18 protein-coding genes and 1 pseudogene are annotated in these 17,615 nt (G+C 71.7%); 9 read left to right on the top strand and 10 right to left on the bottom strand.

What is annotated here, in order from left to right:
• Positions 1-6: 6 nt before the first annotated feature.
• A complete protein-coding gene (locus tag ACWEPL_RS00880) occupies positions 7-1,452 on the bottom strand; it encodes an MFS transporter (protein ID WP_452434537.1) in 1,446 nt (481 codons plus the stop codon).
• Positions 1,453-1,549: 97 nt separating this feature from the next.
• Between ACWEPL_RS00880 and ACWEPL_RS00875 the strand changes: the two genes are divergently transcribed.
• The 4 genes from ACWEPL_RS00875 (at position 1,550) to ACWEPL_RS00860 (ending at position 6,073) form a co-directional block, all read left to right on the top strand.
• The gene (locus ACWEPL_RS00875) at positions 1,550-2,281 is read left to right on the top strand and encodes a TetR/AcrR family transcriptional regulator (protein ID WP_363965556.1); all 732 of its coding nucleotides are present in this window, start codon (positions 1,550-1,552) and stop codon (positions 2,279-2,281) included.
• Between the two features lie 73 nt (positions 2,282-2,354).
• On the top strand, positions 2,355-3,728 hold the full coding sequence (locus ACWEPL_RS00870; RefSeq protein ID WP_452434535.1) for an MFS transporter: 1,374 nt from the start codon (positions 2,355-2,357) through the stop codon (positions 3,726-3,728).
• 11 nt (positions 3,729-3,739) lie between these two features.
• Complete coding sequence (locus ACWEPL_RS00865; RefSeq protein ID WP_363965552.1) at positions 3,740-4,744, top strand: enolase C-terminal domain-like protein; 1,005 nt, start codon at positions 3,740-3,742, stop codon at positions 4,742-4,744.
• Between the two features lie 135 nt (positions 4,745-4,879).
• Entirely contained in the window at positions 4,880-6,073 is a 1,194-nt protein-coding gene (locus ACWEPL_RS00860; protein WP_452434533.1) for a class I SAM-dependent methyltransferase, read from the top strand.
• Here ACWEPL_RS00860 and ACWEPL_RS00855 read toward each other — a convergent pair whose 3' ends face one another.
• Both ACWEPL_RS00855 and ACWEPL_RS00850 read right to left on the bottom strand, forming a co-directional pair.
• Entirely contained in the window at positions 6,074-6,286 is a 213-nt protein-coding gene (locus ACWEPL_RS00855; protein WP_350722389.1) for a hypothetical protein, read from the bottom strand.
• 91 nt (positions 6,287-6,377) lie between these two features.
• Positions 6,378-7,685, bottom strand: a complete 1,308-nt coding sequence (locus ACWEPL_RS00850) for an MFS transporter (RefSeq protein ID WP_363965548.1) — start codon at positions 7,683-7,685, stop codon at positions 6,378-6,380.
• A gap of 120 nt (positions 7,686-7,805) precedes the next feature.
• On the opposite strand from ACWEPL_RS00850, the gene ACWEPL_RS00845 reads away from it, so the two are divergent.
• Complete coding sequence (locus ACWEPL_RS00845) at positions 7,806-8,471, top strand: GntR family transcriptional regulator (protein WP_355194786.1); 666 nt, start codon at positions 7,806-7,808, stop codon at positions 8,469-8,471.
• A gap of 36 nt (positions 8,472-8,507) precedes the next feature.
• Here the strand turns inward: ACWEPL_RS00845 and ACWEPL_RS00840 are convergent, their stop codons facing one another.
• Together ACWEPL_RS00840 and ACWEPL_RS00835 are read right to left on the bottom strand one after the other, a co-directional pair.
• Complete coding sequence (locus tag ACWEPL_RS00840) at positions 8,508-8,987, bottom strand: (2Fe-2S)-binding protein (RefSeq protein ID WP_363965544.1); 480 nt, start codon at positions 8,985-8,987, stop codon at positions 8,508-8,510.
• Positions 8,984-9,853: an FAD binding domain-containing protein gene (locus ACWEPL_RS00835; RefSeq protein WP_350722382.1), complete on the bottom strand. Its 870-nt coding sequence runs from the start codon at positions 9,851-9,853 to the stop codon at positions 8,984-8,986. Before ACWEPL_RS00835 ends, ACWEPL_RS00840 begins: the two co-directional genes overlap by 4 nt.
• A gap of 59 nt (positions 9,854-9,912) precedes the next feature.
• Here ACWEPL_RS00835 and ACWEPL_RS00830 point away from each other — a divergent pair, with 59 nt between their 5' ends.
• Positions 9,913-12,321, top strand: a complete 2,409-nt coding sequence (locus ACWEPL_RS00830; protein ID WP_452434531.1) for a xanthine dehydrogenase family protein molybdopterin-binding subunit — start codon at positions 9,913-9,915, stop codon at positions 12,319-12,321.
• Between the two features lie 36 nt (positions 12,322-12,357).
• On the opposite strand, the gene ACWEPL_RS00825 is transcribed toward ACWEPL_RS00830, so the two are convergent.
• From ACWEPL_RS00825 to ACWEPL_RS00815, 3 genes are read right to left on the bottom strand one after another with little or no spacing between them, the layout of a single operon-like run.
• Positions 12,358-13,221, bottom strand: a complete 864-nt coding sequence (locus ACWEPL_RS00825; protein WP_452434529.1) for a phosphotransferase family protein — start codon at positions 13,219-13,221, stop codon at positions 12,358-12,360.
• A gap of 30 nt (positions 13,222-13,251) precedes the next feature.
• A complete protein-coding gene (locus ACWEPL_RS00820; protein ID WP_452434528.1) occupies positions 13,252-13,653 on the bottom strand; it encodes a dienelactone hydrolase family protein in 402 nt (133 codons plus the stop codon).
• Entirely contained in the window at positions 13,641-14,120 is a 480-nt protein-coding gene (locus tag ACWEPL_RS00815) for a GNAT family N-acetyltransferase (protein WP_452434527.1), read from the bottom strand. Before ACWEPL_RS00815 ends, ACWEPL_RS00820 begins: the two co-directional genes overlap by 13 nt.
• 166 nt (positions 14,121-14,286) lie before the next feature.
• Here ACWEPL_RS00815 and ACWEPL_RS00810 point away from each other — a divergent pair, with 166 nt between their 5' ends.
• On the top strand, positions 14,287-15,654 hold the full coding sequence (locus ACWEPL_RS00810; protein ID WP_452434526.1) for an alpha/beta fold hydrolase: 1,368 nt from the start codon (positions 14,287-14,289) through the stop codon (positions 15,652-15,654).
• Positions 15,651-16,370, top strand: a complete 720-nt coding sequence (locus ACWEPL_RS00805) for a hypothetical protein (protein ID WP_452434525.1) — start codon at positions 15,651-15,653, stop codon at positions 16,368-16,370. The genes ACWEPL_RS00810 and ACWEPL_RS00805 overlap by 4 nt, the downstream gene beginning before the upstream one ends.
• On the opposite strand, the gene ACWEPL_RS00800 is transcribed toward ACWEPL_RS00805, so the two are convergent.
• Positions 16,329-16,841, bottom strand: a complete 513-nt coding sequence (locus tag ACWEPL_RS00800) for an RBBP9/YdeN family alpha/beta hydrolase (protein ID WP_452434669.1) — start codon at positions 16,839-16,841, stop codon at positions 16,329-16,331. The genes ACWEPL_RS00805 and ACWEPL_RS00800 overlap by 42 nt on opposite strands.
• Positions 16,842-16,848: 7 nt before the next feature.
• Positions 16,849-16,926, bottom strand: a pseudogene (locus ACWEPL_RS00795) (alpha/beta hydrolase); the annotation flags it as partial.
• Between the two features lie 103 nt (positions 16,927-17,029).
• Here ACWEPL_RS00795 and ACWEPL_RS00790 point away from each other — a divergent pair.
• Positions 17,030-17,494, top strand: a complete 465-nt coding sequence (locus ACWEPL_RS00790) for an Lrp/AsnC family transcriptional regulator (protein ID WP_452434524.1) — start codon at positions 17,030-17,032, stop codon at positions 17,492-17,494.
• The last annotated feature ends 121 nt before the right edge of the window (positions 17,495-17,615 follow it).

Here is a 17,615-nt window from a genome sequence, read left to right as displayed (position 1 = left end):
CGGGCGTCAGTGGCCGGACTCGCCCGGCCTGGCCTTGCGGGGCAGTAGGTAGGACAGGGCGAACGTCAGGACCAGCAGCCCGACCTCGACCCACACGGTGACCTGCATCGACGAGCCGAAGCTCCACTGGCGCGCCAGCAGGTTGAAGAACAGCGTCCCCAGCACGGCGGTGCCGAGCGCGCCGCCGAGCTGCTGGATCGCGGTCAGGGTGCCGGAGGCCGACCCCGACTCGTGCGGCTCGACGCCGGCGAGCACGATGTCGAAGAACGGCGCCATGGTCAGGCCCATCCCGATGCCGACGAAGGCGAGGCTGGGAGCCAGCTGCCAGCCGCTGACGTCGACCCCGGCCAGGTGGATGGTCAGGGCGAGCGCGGCCGCGCCCGCGGCCATGACGGCGGTGCCGATCTGCAGCAGGCCGCGGCCCAGCTTCTCCTGCAGGCCGGACATCGCCAGCCCGAAGCCGACGACGCCGCCGAGCGCCTGCGGCAGCCCGGTGAGACCGGCCTCGAGCGGTGTGAAGCCGAGGCCGAGCTGGGTGTAGAGGTTGAAGACGAGGCCGAGGCCCATCATGCCGGAGAAGAAGGCCAGGCCGGCGACCAGACCGCCGGTGAAGGCGCGCTTGCGGAAGAGCCCGGGCGTGACCAGCGGGTCCTTGCCGGACCTGGCGCGGCGGGACTCGTACCGGGCGAAGATCGCGAACATCACGATCGAGGCCGCCATGGACACGAACGTCCACATGGGCCAGCCCAGCTCGCGGCCCTGGATGAGCGGGTAGATCAGCAGGAACGAGGCCAGGGAGACGAGGAAGACGCCGACGAGGTCGAGCCTGGTGGCGTTCGAGAGACGGTACTCGGGCAGGAAACGCATGCCGGCCAGCGCGGCGGCCAGGCCGAGCGGCAGGTTGATCAGGAAGATCATGCGCCAGCCCGTGCCGAAGAAGTCGGCGTCGACCAGCCAGCCGGCCAGCACGGGACCGCCCACGGACGAGATCGTCATGACCGGGCCGAACATGCCGAAAGCCTTGCCCAGGTCCTGCGGCGGGAACATCTCCTTGATCAGCCCCAGGCCCTGCGGGAGCATGACGGCCCCGAACAGGCCCTGCAGCACCCGGCTCCCGATCAGCATCTCCGGGCTCATCGCGACCCCGCACAGCAGCGAGGCGGCGGTGAAGCCCAGCGCGCCGATCACGAACATGCGCTTCCTGCCGAACAGGTCGCCGAGGCGCCCGCCGGTGATCAGGCCGACGGCCATGGCCAGGGTGTATCCGGCGCCGAGCCACTGCACGATGCTGTCGCTGCCGCCCAGCTCCTTCTGGATCGTGGGGGCGGCGATCGTGGTGACGAGCGCGTCGAGCAGATCCATGACCTCGGCGGCCAGGATCACGAACAGTGCGACCCAGCGCCAGCGGTAGGGCTGGGTCTCGGTCGTCGCCGCTGAGGCGGTGACTGTCATGGGGGGCTCCTTAAAAACGGTGTTCTATTAACGAACGCTGTTCGCTACGAACACCGTTTTAGTGGCGAACAGCGTTCGTGTCAAGTACAGTGTTCGTATGGCAACCGAGGACGTCCCGCTCCCCCCGTGGCGTAAGTCGCGCAAGCCGGCTCAGCTCAGGCGGCAGCTCAGCCAGGATCTGATCGTCGAGGCCGGGCTGCGGATCCTCGACGCCGAAGGGCTCGACGCGCTGAGCATGAGACGCGTGGCCCAGGAGTTCGACACCGGGCCCGCCTCCCTCTACGCGCACGTGGCGAACAAGGACGAACTGCTGGAGCTGGTCTACGACCGGGTGCTCAGCGAGATCCGGCTGCCCGAGCGCGATCCGGGCCGCTGGAAGGAGCAGCTGCGGGAGTACATGGTGGAGGTGCACCGGGTGCTGGAGAAACACGCCGACCTGGCCCGGGTGGCGCTGGCCAACATCCCCACGGGGGAGAACTCGATCCGCATGGGCGAGTTCGTCTTCGGCCTGCTGATCGAGGCCGGCATGTCGCCGAGGGACGCGTCCCTGTCGATGGACCGGATCTCCCTGTACGTCGTCAGCGACGCGTACGAGGGCTCCGTCCACTTCGCCAGGATGCGCGCGGCCGGTATGACCGACCCGCAGGAGTACTTCGAGTCCTTCATCGGGCAGATCGCCGGCTACTACCGGGCGCTGCCGGCGGCGCGGTTCCCGCACATGACCAAGTTCGTGGACGACCTGGTCGCCGACGACGGCGAGCAGCGCTTCCGGTACGGTCTCGAGCTGCTCCTCGACGGCATCGAGGCCCGCATGCCCCGCACGCCCTAGGCCCAATTGCCGAGGGCGGCCTAGGACCCCCGCCGGAGGTGCTGACGTGGGGGTCAGCCATACCTTGCCCGGTATGACGATGACGGTTGAGAGATCCGCGGCGGGCGTGGTGTCGCCGCAGTACCGGGCGATCAGCATCGGGCTGGTCGCGCTGGTCATGCTGGTGGCCTTCGAGGCGATGGCGGTGGCCACGGCGATGCCCGTGGTGGCCCGCGAGCTGGGCGGGATGCACCTGTACAACCTGGCCTTCAGCGCCACCCTGGCGGCCAGCGTGATCGCGACGGTCCTGGGCGGGAGGTGGAGCGACGTGCGCGGCCCGCTGCAGCCGATCGCGGCCGGCGTGGCGGGCTTCGTGGCCGGGCTGCTGCTGGCCGGGTTCGCGCCGAACATGGAGGTGTTCGTCGCGGGCCGGTTCGTGCAGGGCCTCGGGGCGGGATTGATCCAGGTATCGCTGTACGTGCTGGTCGCCCGGGTCTATCCGGGAGCCATGCATCCCAAGGTGTTCGCCCTGTTCTCGGCGGCCTGGGTGGTGCCGTCCATGGTCGGCCCGGCCATCGCCGGGTTCGTGGCCCAGAACATCGACTGGCGGTGGATCTTCATCGGCGTCTCGTTGATCGTCATCCCGTCGGCGCTGCTGCTCTGGCGCGGCACCGCGGGGCGTGAGGTGAGCGACGGCATCGCCGCGCCCGCCCCCGGCCTCGGCCGCAAGCTCGTCTGGGCCACGCTGACCGCCGTGGCCGCCGCCCTGATCCAGTACGGCAGCGCGCTCGGGCTCGCCGGCCTGCCCCTGCTCCTCGCGGGGATCGTCCTGCTGGCCGTGGCCCTGCCCAGGCTGCTGCTGCCCGGCTCGCTCAGGGCCGCCCCCGGCCTGCCGACCGCGCCCGTGCTGCGCGGCCTGGCCTTCGGCTCGCTGACGGCCGCCGAGGTGCTGATCCCGCTCATGCTGATCAACGAGCGCGGCCTGACCCCCACCGGCGCGGGCCTCGTGCTCACCGTCGGCGCCCTGGGCTGGTCCACCGGCTCCTGGATCAAGGGCCGCGGCACGATCGGCCACCTGGCCGCCATCCGCGGCGGCGCCGCCATGATCACCGTCGGCATCGCGCTGATGACGCTCGTGCTCATCGACTCCCTGCCGCTCGCGCTCGCGTTCGTGGCGATGACGATCGCCGGGCTCGGCATCGGCGCGCTGCACCCGACGGTGTCCGTACTGGTGCTGGAGATGTCCAAGGAGGGCGAGGAGGGCCAGAACAGCGCGGCGGTCGGCGTGGGCGAGTCGGTCTTCACCGTGGTGGCCGTCGCGATCAGCGGCGCCCTGTTCACCGCCACCGCCGAGAACTACGCGATCGGCCTGTCCTTCACCGCCGTGCTCGCGGCCGTGGCCTTTCTGCTGGCCCCCCGTTTTGCCCAGTCCCGTACAGCAGGCACTATGGAGGGAGCCGCGTCATAAAAGGGGGATACATGCCGCGAGTGCGGGAGCTTGAGGTCTTCCGGCTTGTCCTGCCGTTCGGCAGGAAGTCGGAGACCCTGCTCGTGAAACTCACCGACCACGGCGGCATGACCGGCTGGGGCGAGTCGATCGCCCCACAGCCGAAGACGTGGTCCAGGCTGGAGGAGACGCTGGCCGCCCTGCTGATCGGCGTCGACTGGGAGCACCCCGACACGGTGCCGAGCGGCGACCCGGCGGTCGACATGGCCTGCTGGGACCTGTGGACCAGGATGCGCGGGGTGCCGCTCGCCGAGGCGATCGGCGGCACCCGCACCTCGCTCATGGCCACCGTCCGGCTGGCCCCCGACCCGTCCGTGGAGAGCCTCGTGGCCCGGGTCAACCAGCAGATCTGCGCCGGGTACGGCCACGTCACGCTGGACATCAGGCCCGGCTGGGACGTCGAGCCCGTACGGGCGGTGCGCCAGACGTACCCCGCGCTGACCCTGGCCGTCGACTGCGGCAACGCCTACACCGACCTCGGCCAGCTCGTCGCCCTAGACTCCTACGGGCTGGAGGTCATCGAGCGGCCCTTCGCCGTCGGCGACGTCTACGCGCACGCCTCGCTCCAGGACCAGATCTCCGCCTCGGTCGCGGTCGAGGTCGCCTCCACCGCCCAGCTGGACGACTACCTGACCGTGCGGGCCGCCAGGGTGCTGCTGCTGCGGCCGAACGCGTTCCCCTCGCTGACGGAGGCGCGCCGGGCGCACGACCGGGCCGCGGCGGCGGGCCTGGACATCCAGTGCGCGGGCGGCCAGGGCGCGGGGCTGGCCAGGGCGGCGACGGTGGCGGTCGCGAGCCTGCCGGGCTGCACGCTGCCGTGCGACGTGACGCAGCCGCCGCGCCAGAACCAGATCGTCACGCCGATCGTGGGCGCCAACGCCGGCGTCATCGCGGTCCCGCTCACCCAGTCGGGGCTGGGGCACGACATCGACGAGACGCGGGTGCGAAGGCTGGCGAAGGACACTTTCCACGCGTAAGGGTCCTACCCGATCATTAGGCCGTGCGACTGACGCGGTGGCAGCTGTTATGGATCCTGCTGACAAAGAATTTCCTGTCATGCCCAGAGGGATGGGCTGCTGACCCGCGTCCGGCCCGCGCCCGCTCTTCCCGGCATGGCCGAGGTGATCGACTGGGACACCGCTCAGCCGATCGGCGACGGGGTGGCGCTCATGCCGGTGCCTTCGGGCGTGATGGCGACGGTGCCCCCCAAGCCGGCCACCAGGCTCGGGAAGGTCGTCTCGCACAAGCTGATCGGCCGGGGCGGGTTCGCGCTGGGCATGAGGCCATTCCGCATGGCGGACCTCCCCGTGGAGGCCTGGGCGCGGGTCGGCGCGCACCAGCGTGAGGTCGTGCTCGAGGCGGCGGCCAAGCTGCTCGGCCGGGAGGCCACCAACCTGGACGTCGTCGAGCTCGCGGTCGCCGGGCGCGCAAATGAGCTTGAATGGTGGCATAAGGAGCAGCCCTGCCCGCATCCCACACCGGGCGTCTGCGTGCTGCTCCCGCTGTTCGACGTGGCGCTGCGGCGCAAGGGATATGTGCACGAGCACACCTTCGCCCAGCGCGAGCTGGTCGGCCCCCTCGGGGACCGGGTCGGCCTGGTGGAGCTGGCCGCCAAGGCGGAGCGTGGCGAGCCGTACGGGATCTTGCTGGGAGGACTGATGACGGGACGGGACGCGGACGCCGACGCCAGCAGGCTGGCCGCCGAGTCGCTCGCGCACGGCGACCCGACCGGCTGGTTCGAGCGGCTCTACGCCGAGTCGGCCAGTGGCGACGCGATCGTGCCGTGGGACTCGCGGTCCCCGCACTTCCTGCTGACGGAGTGGGCCCACCCCGGCCACGGGCGGACGCTGGTCGTGGGCGCGGGGCTGGGTGACGACGCCGAGCATCTGGCGGGCCTCGGCTACGAGACGGTGGCGTTCGACGTGAGCGAGTCGGCCGTCCGGCTCGCCCAGGAGCGCTTCCCCGGGAGCGAGGTGCGCTACCAGGTCGCCGACCTGCTGGCGCCGCCCCCGGAGTGGCGGCACGCGTTCGACCTCGTGGTCGAGATCATGACCGTGCAGGCCCTGCCGGAGCCTCTGCACGGCAGGGCCATCGCCGCGATCGCGGAGTTCGTCCGGCCCGGCGGCACGCTGCTGGTGATCGCGTCGGGCCGGGAGGAGGGCGGGCCGGTGTTCGCGCCGCCGTGGCCGCTGACCCCGTCCGAGATCGGGGCCTTCGCGACCGGCGGGCTGGAGAGCGGGAAGGTCGAGGACCTGCGTGACGGCGAGCGTCACCGCTGGCGGGCGGCCTTCCACCGGCCCGCGTGATCAGACGTCCAGGTTGAGGCTGCCCAGGGAGTCGCTCAGGATGGCGTCCAGCGTCGAGACGTAACCGTTCGCCAGGGCGAGGGAGTTGACGATGCGCTGGCTGATCGGGTGGAACTCGCCGCCCGGGATGAGGCTCCCGGAGCTTAGGGCGACGGCCGAGCCGAGAGCGGTGAACAGGGCGGCGGTGGCGAGCAGGTGAGCGCGTCGGCGCATGCGGACCTCCTGAGTGATGGTTCGAACACCGCTCAGGAGATCACGGCAGGTCGGGGGAGGGCCGCGCCGCCACAGGGGCAAGAGCGGATCTTTACGGTTCGGGCCGCGGCGGAAGACCGATGGGCTCGACCCGCTTCAGGATCACCGCGTACGTGAAGGCGCCCAGCAGGGCCACGCACGAGATCACCGTCAGGGGGACGGCGAAGGACGACGTCCTGTCCGCCAGGAAGCCGACCATGATGGGGCTGATGATGCCGGCGAAGTTCGAGGCGAAGTTCTGGATGCCGCCGATCGAGGCCACGTACCGGTCGGCCGGGGCCACGTCGGCGGGCAGCGCCCAGATGTTGGAGGCGGCGAACGTCGAGCCGGCGTAGGCGACCGAGAGCAGGGCCAGCGCCATCCACGCCTCCGGCACCCAGACCGCGACGCCGATCACCGTCGAGACCAGGAACCCGCCCGCGATGAACGTCTTCCTGACCCGCGTGAGCGAGTCGCCCCTGGCGATGCGGCGGTCGGACAGCCAGCCGCCCAGCCACTCGGCGCCGATCGCCACCAGGCCGGGCAGCGCGCCGAACAGGCCGAGCTTCAGCAGGCTGAAGCCGCGCTCCTCCACCAGATAGGTCGGGAAGAACGTGAGGAAGAAGTAGACGACCATGTTGAGGCAGAAGAAGCCCAGCATCATCGCCCAGATCGTGCGGTAGCGGAACAGGTCGCGCCAGCGCATCCTGGCCGCGTCCCCGTCGTCGTCGCCTTCGAAGCGGGCCCCGCCCTCGCGCAGGTACGCCAGCTCCTCCTCCGTGATCTTCGGGTGGTCCTGCGGATCCCGGTACGTCCGCCACCATCCGACGGCCCACGCCAGCCCGATCACCCCGATGATCGCGAACGTCCACCGCCACCCCAGCCACGCGATCAGCCCCGTGACCACCGGCAGAGCGATGACGCCTCCGACGCGCGAGCCGGAGTCCCAGATCCCGGTGGCCAGCGCGCGTTCGCGCCGGGGGAACCATCGGGCCACGACCTTGGCGCTGGTCGTGGCGGCCGGGCTCTCGCCGATGCCGAGCAGCAGCCGTACGCCGAACAGCGCCGCGAAGCTGCTGGCCAGCGCCGTCAGCGAGGTGAACAGCGACCACCACACGGAGGCGAATGTGAACGTCCTGCGCGGGCCGTACCGGTCCACGAACCAGCCGGCGGCGAGCTGGAAGAAGTCGTACGACCAGAAGAAGGCAGCCAGGATCATGCCCTCCTCGGTCTTGGAGAGCTTGAACGTCTCGCCCATGAACGGCAGGGCCACACCCAGGCTCGCGCGGTCCAGGTAGTTGATGACGAGCCCGGCGAAGACGTAGCTGATCATGTACCAGCGCAACCGGCCGCGGACAGTGGTTCGGAGGGTTGTGGCCATCGCGATCCTCAGTAATATTTCCTATTGGATATTTCCGCTATGTTGCATACATCGCACGATGCCCGTCAAGTCCCGAGTACCGGAGCGTGAAGGTTGGCCAGTGAGCTCGAAAAGCGCCTGATGGGCCGTGTGCCGGCGGCCCGGCGGAGCGTTCTCACCGAGGACGTCCACGAGCGCGTCAAGGGCCTGATCATGAACGGCGACCTGGAGCCCGGCGTCCGCGTCAACATCTACGCCCTCGCCAGGCTGCTCGAGGTCTCCCAGACGCCGGTGCGCGAGGTGCTGTCCGCGCTGGAGTCCGAGGGCCTGCTGACCAAGGAGGCGCTGCGCGGCTACTCCGTGGCGCCCCTGCTCACGCCCGGCCAGATCGCCGACCTCTACCAGCTCAGGCTGCTCCTGGAGCCGTGGGCGGCCGGGCGCGCGGCCGAGCTGGTGACGGCCGAGGCGGGGGAGCGCGTGCGGGCCGAGCTGGCCAGCGTCCCGAAGGCGCCCCAGGGCACCAGGTACGAGGACTACCACGGCCTGGCCGACCACGACGCCCGCTTCCACGACCTGATCGCCGAGCTCTCGGGCAGCGGCGCGTTGCGGGAGTCCCTCCGGCGTACCCACGGCCACCTGCACCTGTTCCGCATCGAGTACGCGGGCCGGCGCGACGGCGACCCCACGCTGGCCGAGCACGCCCGCATCGCCGAGGCCGTCGTGGCGGGCAGGGCGGAGGCCGCCTCCGAGGCCATGCGGGCCCACCTCGCCGCCGCCCGCGACCGGTTCCTCCAGCTGGGACCCTGACCTGACCTGGTGCGCGTGGCGGCCTCGGTGGTGGCTTCAGCCGCCGTTCGCGCGCATGCTCTTCGCCGCGCGGGCGGCGGCGCGGCGGATGCCCGCGTACCCCGTGCAGCGGCACAGGTTGGAGGCCAGCACCGCGTCGAGCCGCCGCTCGTCCCGGTCCAGCTCCGGCTCCTCGGCCAGCGCGCCGGCGAGCAGCATGAGGAAGCCCGGGGTGCAGAAGCCGCACTGCAGCGCGTGCTCGGCCGCGAACGCCTCCTGCAGCGGGTGCAGCTCGTCGCCGTCGGCCAGCCCCTCGACGGTGCGGATGTCGGCGCCCTCCGCCTGTACGGCCAGGGTCAGGCAGGAGCGGATGGCCGTGCCGTCCACCAGCACGGTGCACGAGCCGCACACCCCGTGCTCGCACCCCAGCGTGGTCCCGGTGAGGCCCAGCCGGTCGCGCAGCGCGTCGGCCAGGCTGGTCCGCGGCTCCACGTCGATCTGGTGGGTCCGGCCGTTGACCGTGAGCCGGACGTTCATGGGGTCCCCGCGTGGTGGACGGCTCGGGCGAGGCAGCGCCGTACGAGCGTGGACAGCGCGTGCCTGAGGTAGGCGGCCGGCGCGTGCGGCGCTCCGGGCGGGTCCGCCTCGGCGGCGGCCAGCGCTCCGGCCTCCGCGAACAGCTCCTGCTCCGGCCGCTCGCCCGTCATCAGCCGCTCGGCCCCGACGGCGCGGAGGGGGACGTCCGCCGCGTTCGCGAGCCCGATGCGGACCCACGCGACGCGGCCCTCGGCCAGCCGCAGCATCACCAGGGCGGCGGCCAGCGCGAAGCCGCTGTGGGTGCGGCGGTGCTCGGCGAAGGCCGCGACGGCCCCGGCCGGCGGGCGCGGCAGCAGGACGCCGGTGACCAGCTCCTCCGGCAGGCAGGCGGTCACGAACGCGCCGCGGAACCATGAGCCGGCGGGCACCGTACGCGGTCCCGCAGGGCCGTTCACCTCGATCCCGGCGTCCAGGGCCATGGCCAGCGCGCACCACTCCGACGCCGGATGCGCCCAGGCCAGGCTGCCCGCGAAGGTGCCGCGGGCGCGGATGGGCGGGTGGCCGACGTACGGCGCCACCTGGCGGAACAGCTCGGCCAGCGGGTCGTCGAACCGGGCGCGCTCCAGCTGGGCGTGCCGGACCAGCGCGCCGACGTGCACGGAGCCGTTCTCGACCGTGACCTGCGAGAGCCCGGGGATGCGGTTGACGTCCACCACCAGGGCCGGGCGCGTGGTCCGGTAGCGCAGCTCGATGAGCAGGCTCTGGCCGCCGGCCAGCACGCGGCTCTCCGGCCCGTGCTCGGCCAGCACGGCCACCGCCTCCGGTACGGAGGCAGGCGCGACGTAGTCGAATTGTGCCGGTTTCATGTCCCCCATCCCGGGCATCCGATATCGACGTTGGTACCGAAAGCGGGGGTGTCCAAACATTGCGGTACATCGGGATGCCGCTCGCGCGGCGCGAGGATCGCGACCTGGTCACCGGACGGGCGCGCCGGGTCGCTGATCTGGATATCCCGGGCACGCTGGAGCTCGCGTTCGCCCGCAGCCCGGTGCCGCACGCGGTGATCCGCGGGGTCGACGTCGCCGCCGCGCTCAAGGAGGAGGGGGTGGCGGGCGCGTGGTCGGCCGCCGACCTGCCGTACCTCGCCGCCCGGTCGGTGCCCGGCGAGGAGGGCATGCCGCCGTGGCCGCTGCTCGCCACGGGCCGCGTCCGCTATCCCGGGGAGGGGCTCGCGGTGGTCGCGGCCGGCACGCGCGCCCAGGCCGAGGACGGCGCCGAAGCCGTCCGGCTGAACCTCGAGCTCCTGCCCTTCACCCGCACCGACACCTCTCGCACATCCGACGCCCCCGGGGGCTCTTTGGCGGCGGGGACGCCCCGGCTGTTCGGCGATCCTTTGGCGGCGGAGGCGCCCCGGCTGTTCGACGACCGCGACAACCTGGCCGCCGAACGCACCTTCGGCCGCCCGGCCGACGACGTGTTCGCCGCCGCCCCGGTCGTCGTCGAGGCCGCCTACCGCGAGCAGCTCATCCTCCCCACGTCCCTGGAGCCACGGGCGATCCTGGTGGACCCGGGACACGCGCACCGCCTCACCGTGTGGGTCTCCCACCAGGCCCAGCACCGGCTGCGCGACGCGCTCGCCGCGGCGCTCGGGTACGACCGGGAGCGGATCCGGGTGATCGTCCCGGCCACCGGCGGGGCGTTCGGCGCCAAGAGCCAGACCTACCCGGAGTATCTGGTCGCCGCCCTGCTCGCCGTCCACCTCGGCCGCCCGGTCCGCTGGTGCGAGGACCGCGCCGAGGCCATGCTGGCGGGCCCGCGCGGCCGTGGCCAGCATCAGCGGGTACGGCTGGCGGCCGACGAGGACGGCACCTTCCTCGCGTACGAACTGCTCATCGACGCCGACATCGGCGCGTACTCGCACATCGGCGCCTTCGTCCCCATGATGACCGGAGCGATGAGCACCGGCGCCTATCGCACGCCCAGGGTGCACACGCGCGTCAGGTGCGTGCTCACCAACACCGCCCCGACGACCTCCTACCGCGGCGCCGGCCGCCCCGAGGCCGCCTACGCCCTCGAACGCACCGTGGACCGGCTCGCCCGCCGGCTCGGCCTGGACCCGGCCGAGCTGCGCCGCCGCAACTTCATCCGCCCCGACCAGTACCCCTACCTGACGCCGACCGGCCGCACGTACGACTCGGGCGACTACACCGCCGCCCTCGATCGGGCCCTGGCCGCCGTCGGTTACGACGAGGTCCGCGCCGAGCAGGCCCGCCGCCGCGAGGACGGCGGACGGCCGCTCGGGGTGGGGATCGCCACGTACATCGAACGCTCGGGAGGACCGCCGGACAGCGACGAGTTCGGGAGCGTGGAGGCGTGCCCGGACGGGACGTTCATCGCCCGCGTCGGATCGACGTCCACCGGTCAGGGCCATTTCACCGCGTTCGCCCAGGTGGTGGCCTCGGTCCTGGACGTGGAGGTGGGCCGGGTCCGCGTCGTCGAGGGCGACACCGGCGAGGTCCCCTACGGCTTCGCCACCTTCGGCAGCCGGTCCATGCAGGTGGGCGGCGCGGCCCTGTGGCGCGCCGCCGAAGCCCTCGTGGCCGCCGCCCGCCGCCGCTGCGCGGAACTCCTGGGGGTGGGGGAGGAGGACGTCTCGTACGCCGCGGGCCGCCTGATGGTGGGCGGCGACCCCCACACCGGCCTCCAGAGCGACACCGAGGAGAGCCCAGCGCCCCTCGCCGAGCCCGGCCCTCTCCCGCGCCTACCCACCGGCGAGACGGCGGGGCTGCCCAACGTCGAGGTCGGCCCCCTCCCCGGGCTGCCCATCGGCGAACTGGTCGCCCGCACCGGCCCCCTGCGCGCCGACGAGATCGTCGCCCCACCCCAGGCCTTCCCGTACGGCGCCCACGTCGCCGTGGTCGAGGTGGACCCTGACCTGGGCACCGTCCACGTACGCCAGTTGGTGGCCGTGGACGACTACGGAGTGGTCGTCAACCCCATGATCGTCACCGGCCAGGGCCACGGCTCCATCGCCCAGGGCCTCGGCCAGGCCCTCTACGAGCAGGCGGTCATCGGCGAGGACGGCCTGCCCCACGCCTCGACCCTCCTGGACTACCTCCTCCCCACCGCCGCCGACATGCCCCCGGTCACCCTCCTGGAGACCGTCACCCCCAACCCCAACACCCCCCTGGGCGCCAAGGGCGCGGGGGAGGCCGGCTGCATCGGCATCCCCCCGGCCATCGTCAACGCCGTCTGCGACGCCCTCGACATCGACCACGTCGACATGCCCCTGACCCCCGCCGCGGTATGGGCGGCCACCACCGAAACCCGGTAGGCGAGCCGGAACCACCCGCGTGGTTCGCCGACGCGTCTAGGTCGTGGCGAGTGCCGCTTCGATGCCGGGGACGCGCTCGTGCAGCCAGTCCCCGCCGCACTCGTACTCCCACATGAGGGCCAGCAGCATGTAGAGCAGCCGGTGGTTCGCCAGGTGCGACGGCGCGTCGTCCGGAATGCCCGCGGGGAAGTACGCGTCGAGCATCGCGCGCTGCAAGCCGGGCTCGCGGAAGTCCATCCTGGCCAGGTCCAGCCATGGGCCGGCCGCACCGCAGTCCGCCCAGTCGATGATCCCCTCGATCCGGGACCCGGCCGACAGGACATGCCGCGGGTGGAAATCACCGTGCACGTACACGCAGGGCTGATCCCACCGAGGTCCGTCCAGGAGGAGATCCCGGCATCGAGCATGGAGCGTCGGGGGCAGGATTCCGGCATCGGCGACAGGGCCGAGCCGATCCGCCAGCCCCGCGACCTGATCAGCCCATGTTGCCGCACCGGCGCATGGTGGCGAGCCGGACGCCTCCTTGAAAAAGCCCGCCCCCTCCACGGGAAGAGAGTGCACGGCACGCAGCAGCCGTCCCACCTCGGACGCCGCCTCGCGCGTCGCGACCCCCGGCTCACCGGAGACGAGCCGCGTCACCAGGTACGGGATCTCCGCGTCCGGCGCCCCGGCGATGACCTCGGGGACCGGAACGCCCCTCTCCGACATGGACCGCAGGGCCCATAGCTCCACCTCGACCTCGCGCGCGGCGGCGGCCTTGAAGACGGCGCGTGCACCGGACCCCAGAGTCACCGCGGCGACCGTGTTGGCCGCGAACCCGGACAGCGGCTCATACCCCGTCACGTGTTGGGACAGCAGGCACTCGATCACCTCTGCGTCGATGCGCTCGGCATCGCTCACCGCTGCCGGCCTCCTCTCATCGCAGGCTCGTCACGCGACGGACCGCAAGAAGTCCAGTGTGCGGGAAAGCAGCAGCGCGGCGGCGTCCGGGTCGTAGGAGGGCAGCGTGCGGTCGGCGAAGCAGTGCTGGTCGCCGGGATAGAGGAACAGCCGACCCTGCCCGGCCGACTCGACCACCTCCCGAGCGAAACCGATGTCGCCCTCGCCGACGAAGACGGGATCGGCATCCATGCCGTGCACCTGGACCGGCACGCCGTCCGGCCAGGCGTCGCCGAACTCCGAGAGCGGTGCGCAGGCATAGTACAGCAGCGCGCCCCGCGCGCCCGATCGTGTCTGCGCCAGCTTCTGCGCACAGAGCACACCGACCGAGAAGCCGGCATAGACCAGGTCGGAGGGCAGGTTCTCGACCGCTTGGACAGTCAGCGACACCACTTCACCATGATGAGGCAAGGGTTGCCCGGCCACAGGTCGTCCGTCTCCTCCAGCGGCAGGAAGCCGACCGCCCGATAGAACGCCCTGGTCCTGGCGTAGCCGGGGTCCGGGTGCTTTGCCCCCAGGGTCTTGACCTGCAGCAGCCGGCAGCCGTCCGCCCGGACATCCGAGGTGACGGCGTCGACCAGTGCCCTGCCGACACCGCGCCGATGCCAGCCCGGGGAGACCGCCATCAAGTGGATTTCGGCCGCCTCCGCGAAATGCCGCCGGTACAGCAGGACGCCGATGACCTCTGCGCCGGCGTGAGCCAGGAGGCCGGGGAGGCGGGTCGCCGACTCCACGTATTCCGCGTTGGCTTCCGGGATCCCGAACCACGTCGGCAACCGGTCCAGGAGCCTTGCGGTGACTTCCGCCAGCTCGGCGGAGCCGGTGATGCGAGATATCTGGAATGCTGCGGGCTCATGCACGCCTGGAGGATCGCATCCGAACATCTACCGATGCACTTCGATTTTCGGGATGCGCCACACCGACCTTTGTTGAACCGCGGCAGCGCTCATAGTCAACTTTGGTGAACAGCCATCGATGACTTTCGCGGGCAGACCCCGGCCACCGGCGACTCCTAACGTTCTGCCCATGCACAACACACTCATGGCGCTTGCCGTCCTCACGACGCCGGTCAGCGTCGCGACGCCGCAGCCGTCCCTGCCGTGGAGCTCCTGCCCGGTCGCGAACGCGCCCGAGCTCCAGTGCGCGGACCTGCCCGTCGCACTGTCGCCCAAGAGCGACCGCACGATCACCCTGAAGGTGGCCCGCCTCCCCGCCACCGGCGCGAAGAAGGGGTCCGTGCTGGTCAACTTCGGCGGCCCCCAGGGGTACCAGATCGCCTCGCTGGGCTCGCGTACGCAGATCTTCGACAAGATCCGTACGTCGATGGACGTCGTGACCTGGGACCCGCGCGGCTATCCCGGGCTGAGCGGCGCGGTGCTCCAGTGCGACTGGGGCTTCGTGCGCACCCCGGCGTTCCCCGCCGACCAGGCCGGGTTCGACCAGCTCGCCGCGGCGAACAAGGCCAGGGCCGACAAGTGCCGTACCACCGACCCCGAGCTCTTCGACCACCTGGACGCGGCCTCCGACGCCCGCGACGCCGACGCCATCCGCAAGGCGCTCGGCGAGGACAGGATGAACTTCCTCGGGCTGTCGTACGGCAGCACGATCGCGCAGTCCTACGCCCGGCTGTTCCCGCAGCGCGTACGCACGATGTACCTCGACGGCGCCGGCAACCACAGCCCGCGCGACTGGGACCGCGAACTCGACTCCATCGCCCGCGACAACGAGCGCTTCATGGACCGGTTCTTCGCCTGGGCGCCCGCCGGAACGGAGAAGCGCTGGCGGGCGCTGATCGCCAAGGCGGACCGCGAGCCGATCCCCGCCCCGAAAGCCGACGCCCGCTACGACGGCACGCAGTTGCGCTCGCTCGCGTTCCTCAAGCTCCGGCCCGGCCCCACGCGATGGGGTGACGTCGTGGCGTCCATCACGGCGGCCGAGGCCGGCGACGCGTCGGGCTTCGCGCTGTCGAGCCGCCAGCCCTACCCGGGCCTGCCCGGCGGCGGAGTCAAGGAGTGCCTGGACTTCCCGCGCCCGGCCACCCAGCGGGACGTCGCGCGCACGGTCAAGCGGCTGCGCGCCATCGCGCCCAATACCGGCGCCGCTTTCCCCTTGGCCTGGCACCTGCCGCTCACCTGCGCCGGCTGGCCGACCCGGGTGACCAACCCGCCCACGCCGATGCCCCGTACGCTGCCGCCGCTCCTGGGCGCGGGCACCTGGCAGGACTACGGGTCCACCCGCCGAGTGGTCGAGCAGATCCCCGGCAGCCGCACCATCGAACACGACGGCCCCGGCCACAACCTCTTCGGCGCGATGGCCAACCCCTGCGTCATCGACCTCGTCAGCAAGTACGTCACCGAACGCCGGCTGCCGTCCCGGGGGACCACGTGCCCGTGAAGCGACGCAAAGGGAGACGCTGGTGGATCGCGGGCGCCGCCGTCGCGGTCCTCCTCACCGCCGCCGTGGTGGTGACGGCGATCGCCTTCCCGTCCGTCGCGGCCACCACCTGCCCCGGCTGTTACGGCCTGGAACGGCTCCAGCCCGGCGTGTACGCCGAACCCGGCCTGCCGCCGGACCGGCGCCGGCAGGTGAGCGAGGTCGTCGAGCAGGCGAACCAGCGGGTGCGTGACTACTTCGGCGGACGGAAGAGCGCTCCGGACCTCCTCGTGTGCCTGTCCGACGACTGCTACCGCAGGATCGGCGGCGGCCGCGAACGCGGCATCGCCGTGCTCAACCGGTCGGTGATGCTGTCCCCGCGCGGCGTCGATCCCGTGATCGCCTCGCACGAGATGACCCACGTGGAGCTGCACGCCCGTCTCAACGGCGCCGACGTTCCGCAGTGGTTCGACGAGGGTCTCGCCGTCGTGGTCAGCGACGACCCCCGCTACCTCGCGCCGACCGGCGACCGGTGCCTGGCCGACTCCCGTCAGCCCCTCCCGGTCACGCTGGACGAGTGGCTGCGGGCGGCATCGGCGGATCCCCAGATGTACGCCAAGGCCGCCTGCCAGGTGAGTCGATGGGCGGGAACGAACGGCGGGAAGGAGGCCGTACGAACTCTCGTCGAACGGCTGTCAGCCGGACAGGCCTTCCCCGACCTCCAGATGCCGGCCTGACGAGCGCCTGGCCCTGCACCGTCGAAGATCAGAAAGGCGAGCGAGCAGCTCGCGCCCGGAATCCCATCGGCCCAGCCCGCTCGCGGAGTTGATGTGGCCCGCCGAGCCGGCGCTGACATGGTGGAGTCGCCAGCCGGCGGCCAGCCGCGACGCGACCTCTGGGGAGCAGTAGGGGTCGTCGTCGCTGGAGACGACCAGGCCGGGCACGTGAAGAGGGGTCGCGTCCACTGCGGTGAAGGTGGGGGCCTCGGCAGGAAAGTTCGGGCCGGTGTTGTCCGGCGGGGCCACGAGGAACACTCCGCGGATGTCCGGCTGACGCCGGGCGACCCAGCGGGCGGCGGCAAGGCAACCCAGGCTGTGCGCGACGAGCACCACGTCGGCCGATGGGCGCTCGTCCACGGCCCGATCGATGGCGTGACACCAGTCGTCCAGATCCGGTTCGTCCCAGGAGGAGGGGGGAGATCCGTGCAGCGGCGGCTCCCCACTCCGCCTGCCAGACGGTCTGCCAGTGGTCCGCGTCGGAGCCGTTGATCCCAGGGACGATCACGTAGCGCATGGCTTGTCATTCCTTCGTCGTTCGCGGCGTTCGTCCGCGTCCAGGGCGTCAGTATGTGCGAACGGTCGAGTAGAGTCGCCTACCGCTGATGGATGGAAGGTCGATGACGGGCGAGACGACGGTTTCATTGGATTCGGTCGACCATGCGATCCTGGACATCCTGCAGTCCGAGGGGCGGCTCGGTGTCACCGAGATCGGCCGGCGGATCAACCTCTCGCAGCCGGCCGTGTCGGCGCGCATCAAACGCCTGGAACAGTCGGGTGTCATCACCGGCTATCGCGCCGTGGTCGACCCCGCCCGCCTCGGCCTGAGCATCCACGCGGTGATCCGGCTGCGCACCACCCATGCCCGCATCTCCGCGTGCCTCGACCACTTCGCGCGGTTGCCCGAGGTCACGAACGTCCATCGGCTCACCGGTGAGGATTGCTTCCTGATCGACGTGCACGCCTCCGGCGCCGGGCGCCTTGAGACGATCGTCGACGGCATCGCCCGCTTCGGGCCCGTCACGACGTCGCTGGTGCTGCGGACCTACGAAACGAAGGCGATCACGCCGCCCCGCCCGGCCTGAGCGGCCGACGCGACGGCGATCCGGGCCGGGGTCGGCCTGGGGAGTACGGGGGCTGCGACCGCGGTCGCAGGCGGAGATCATCACGAGTGCGGACGAGGACGGCTGCCCGCGTCGCCAGGAT

The sequence above is a fragment of the Nonomuraea sp. NPDC004186 genome, assembly GCF_053603495.1.
This window is presented reverse-complemented; position numbering and strand designations above follow the sequence as displayed.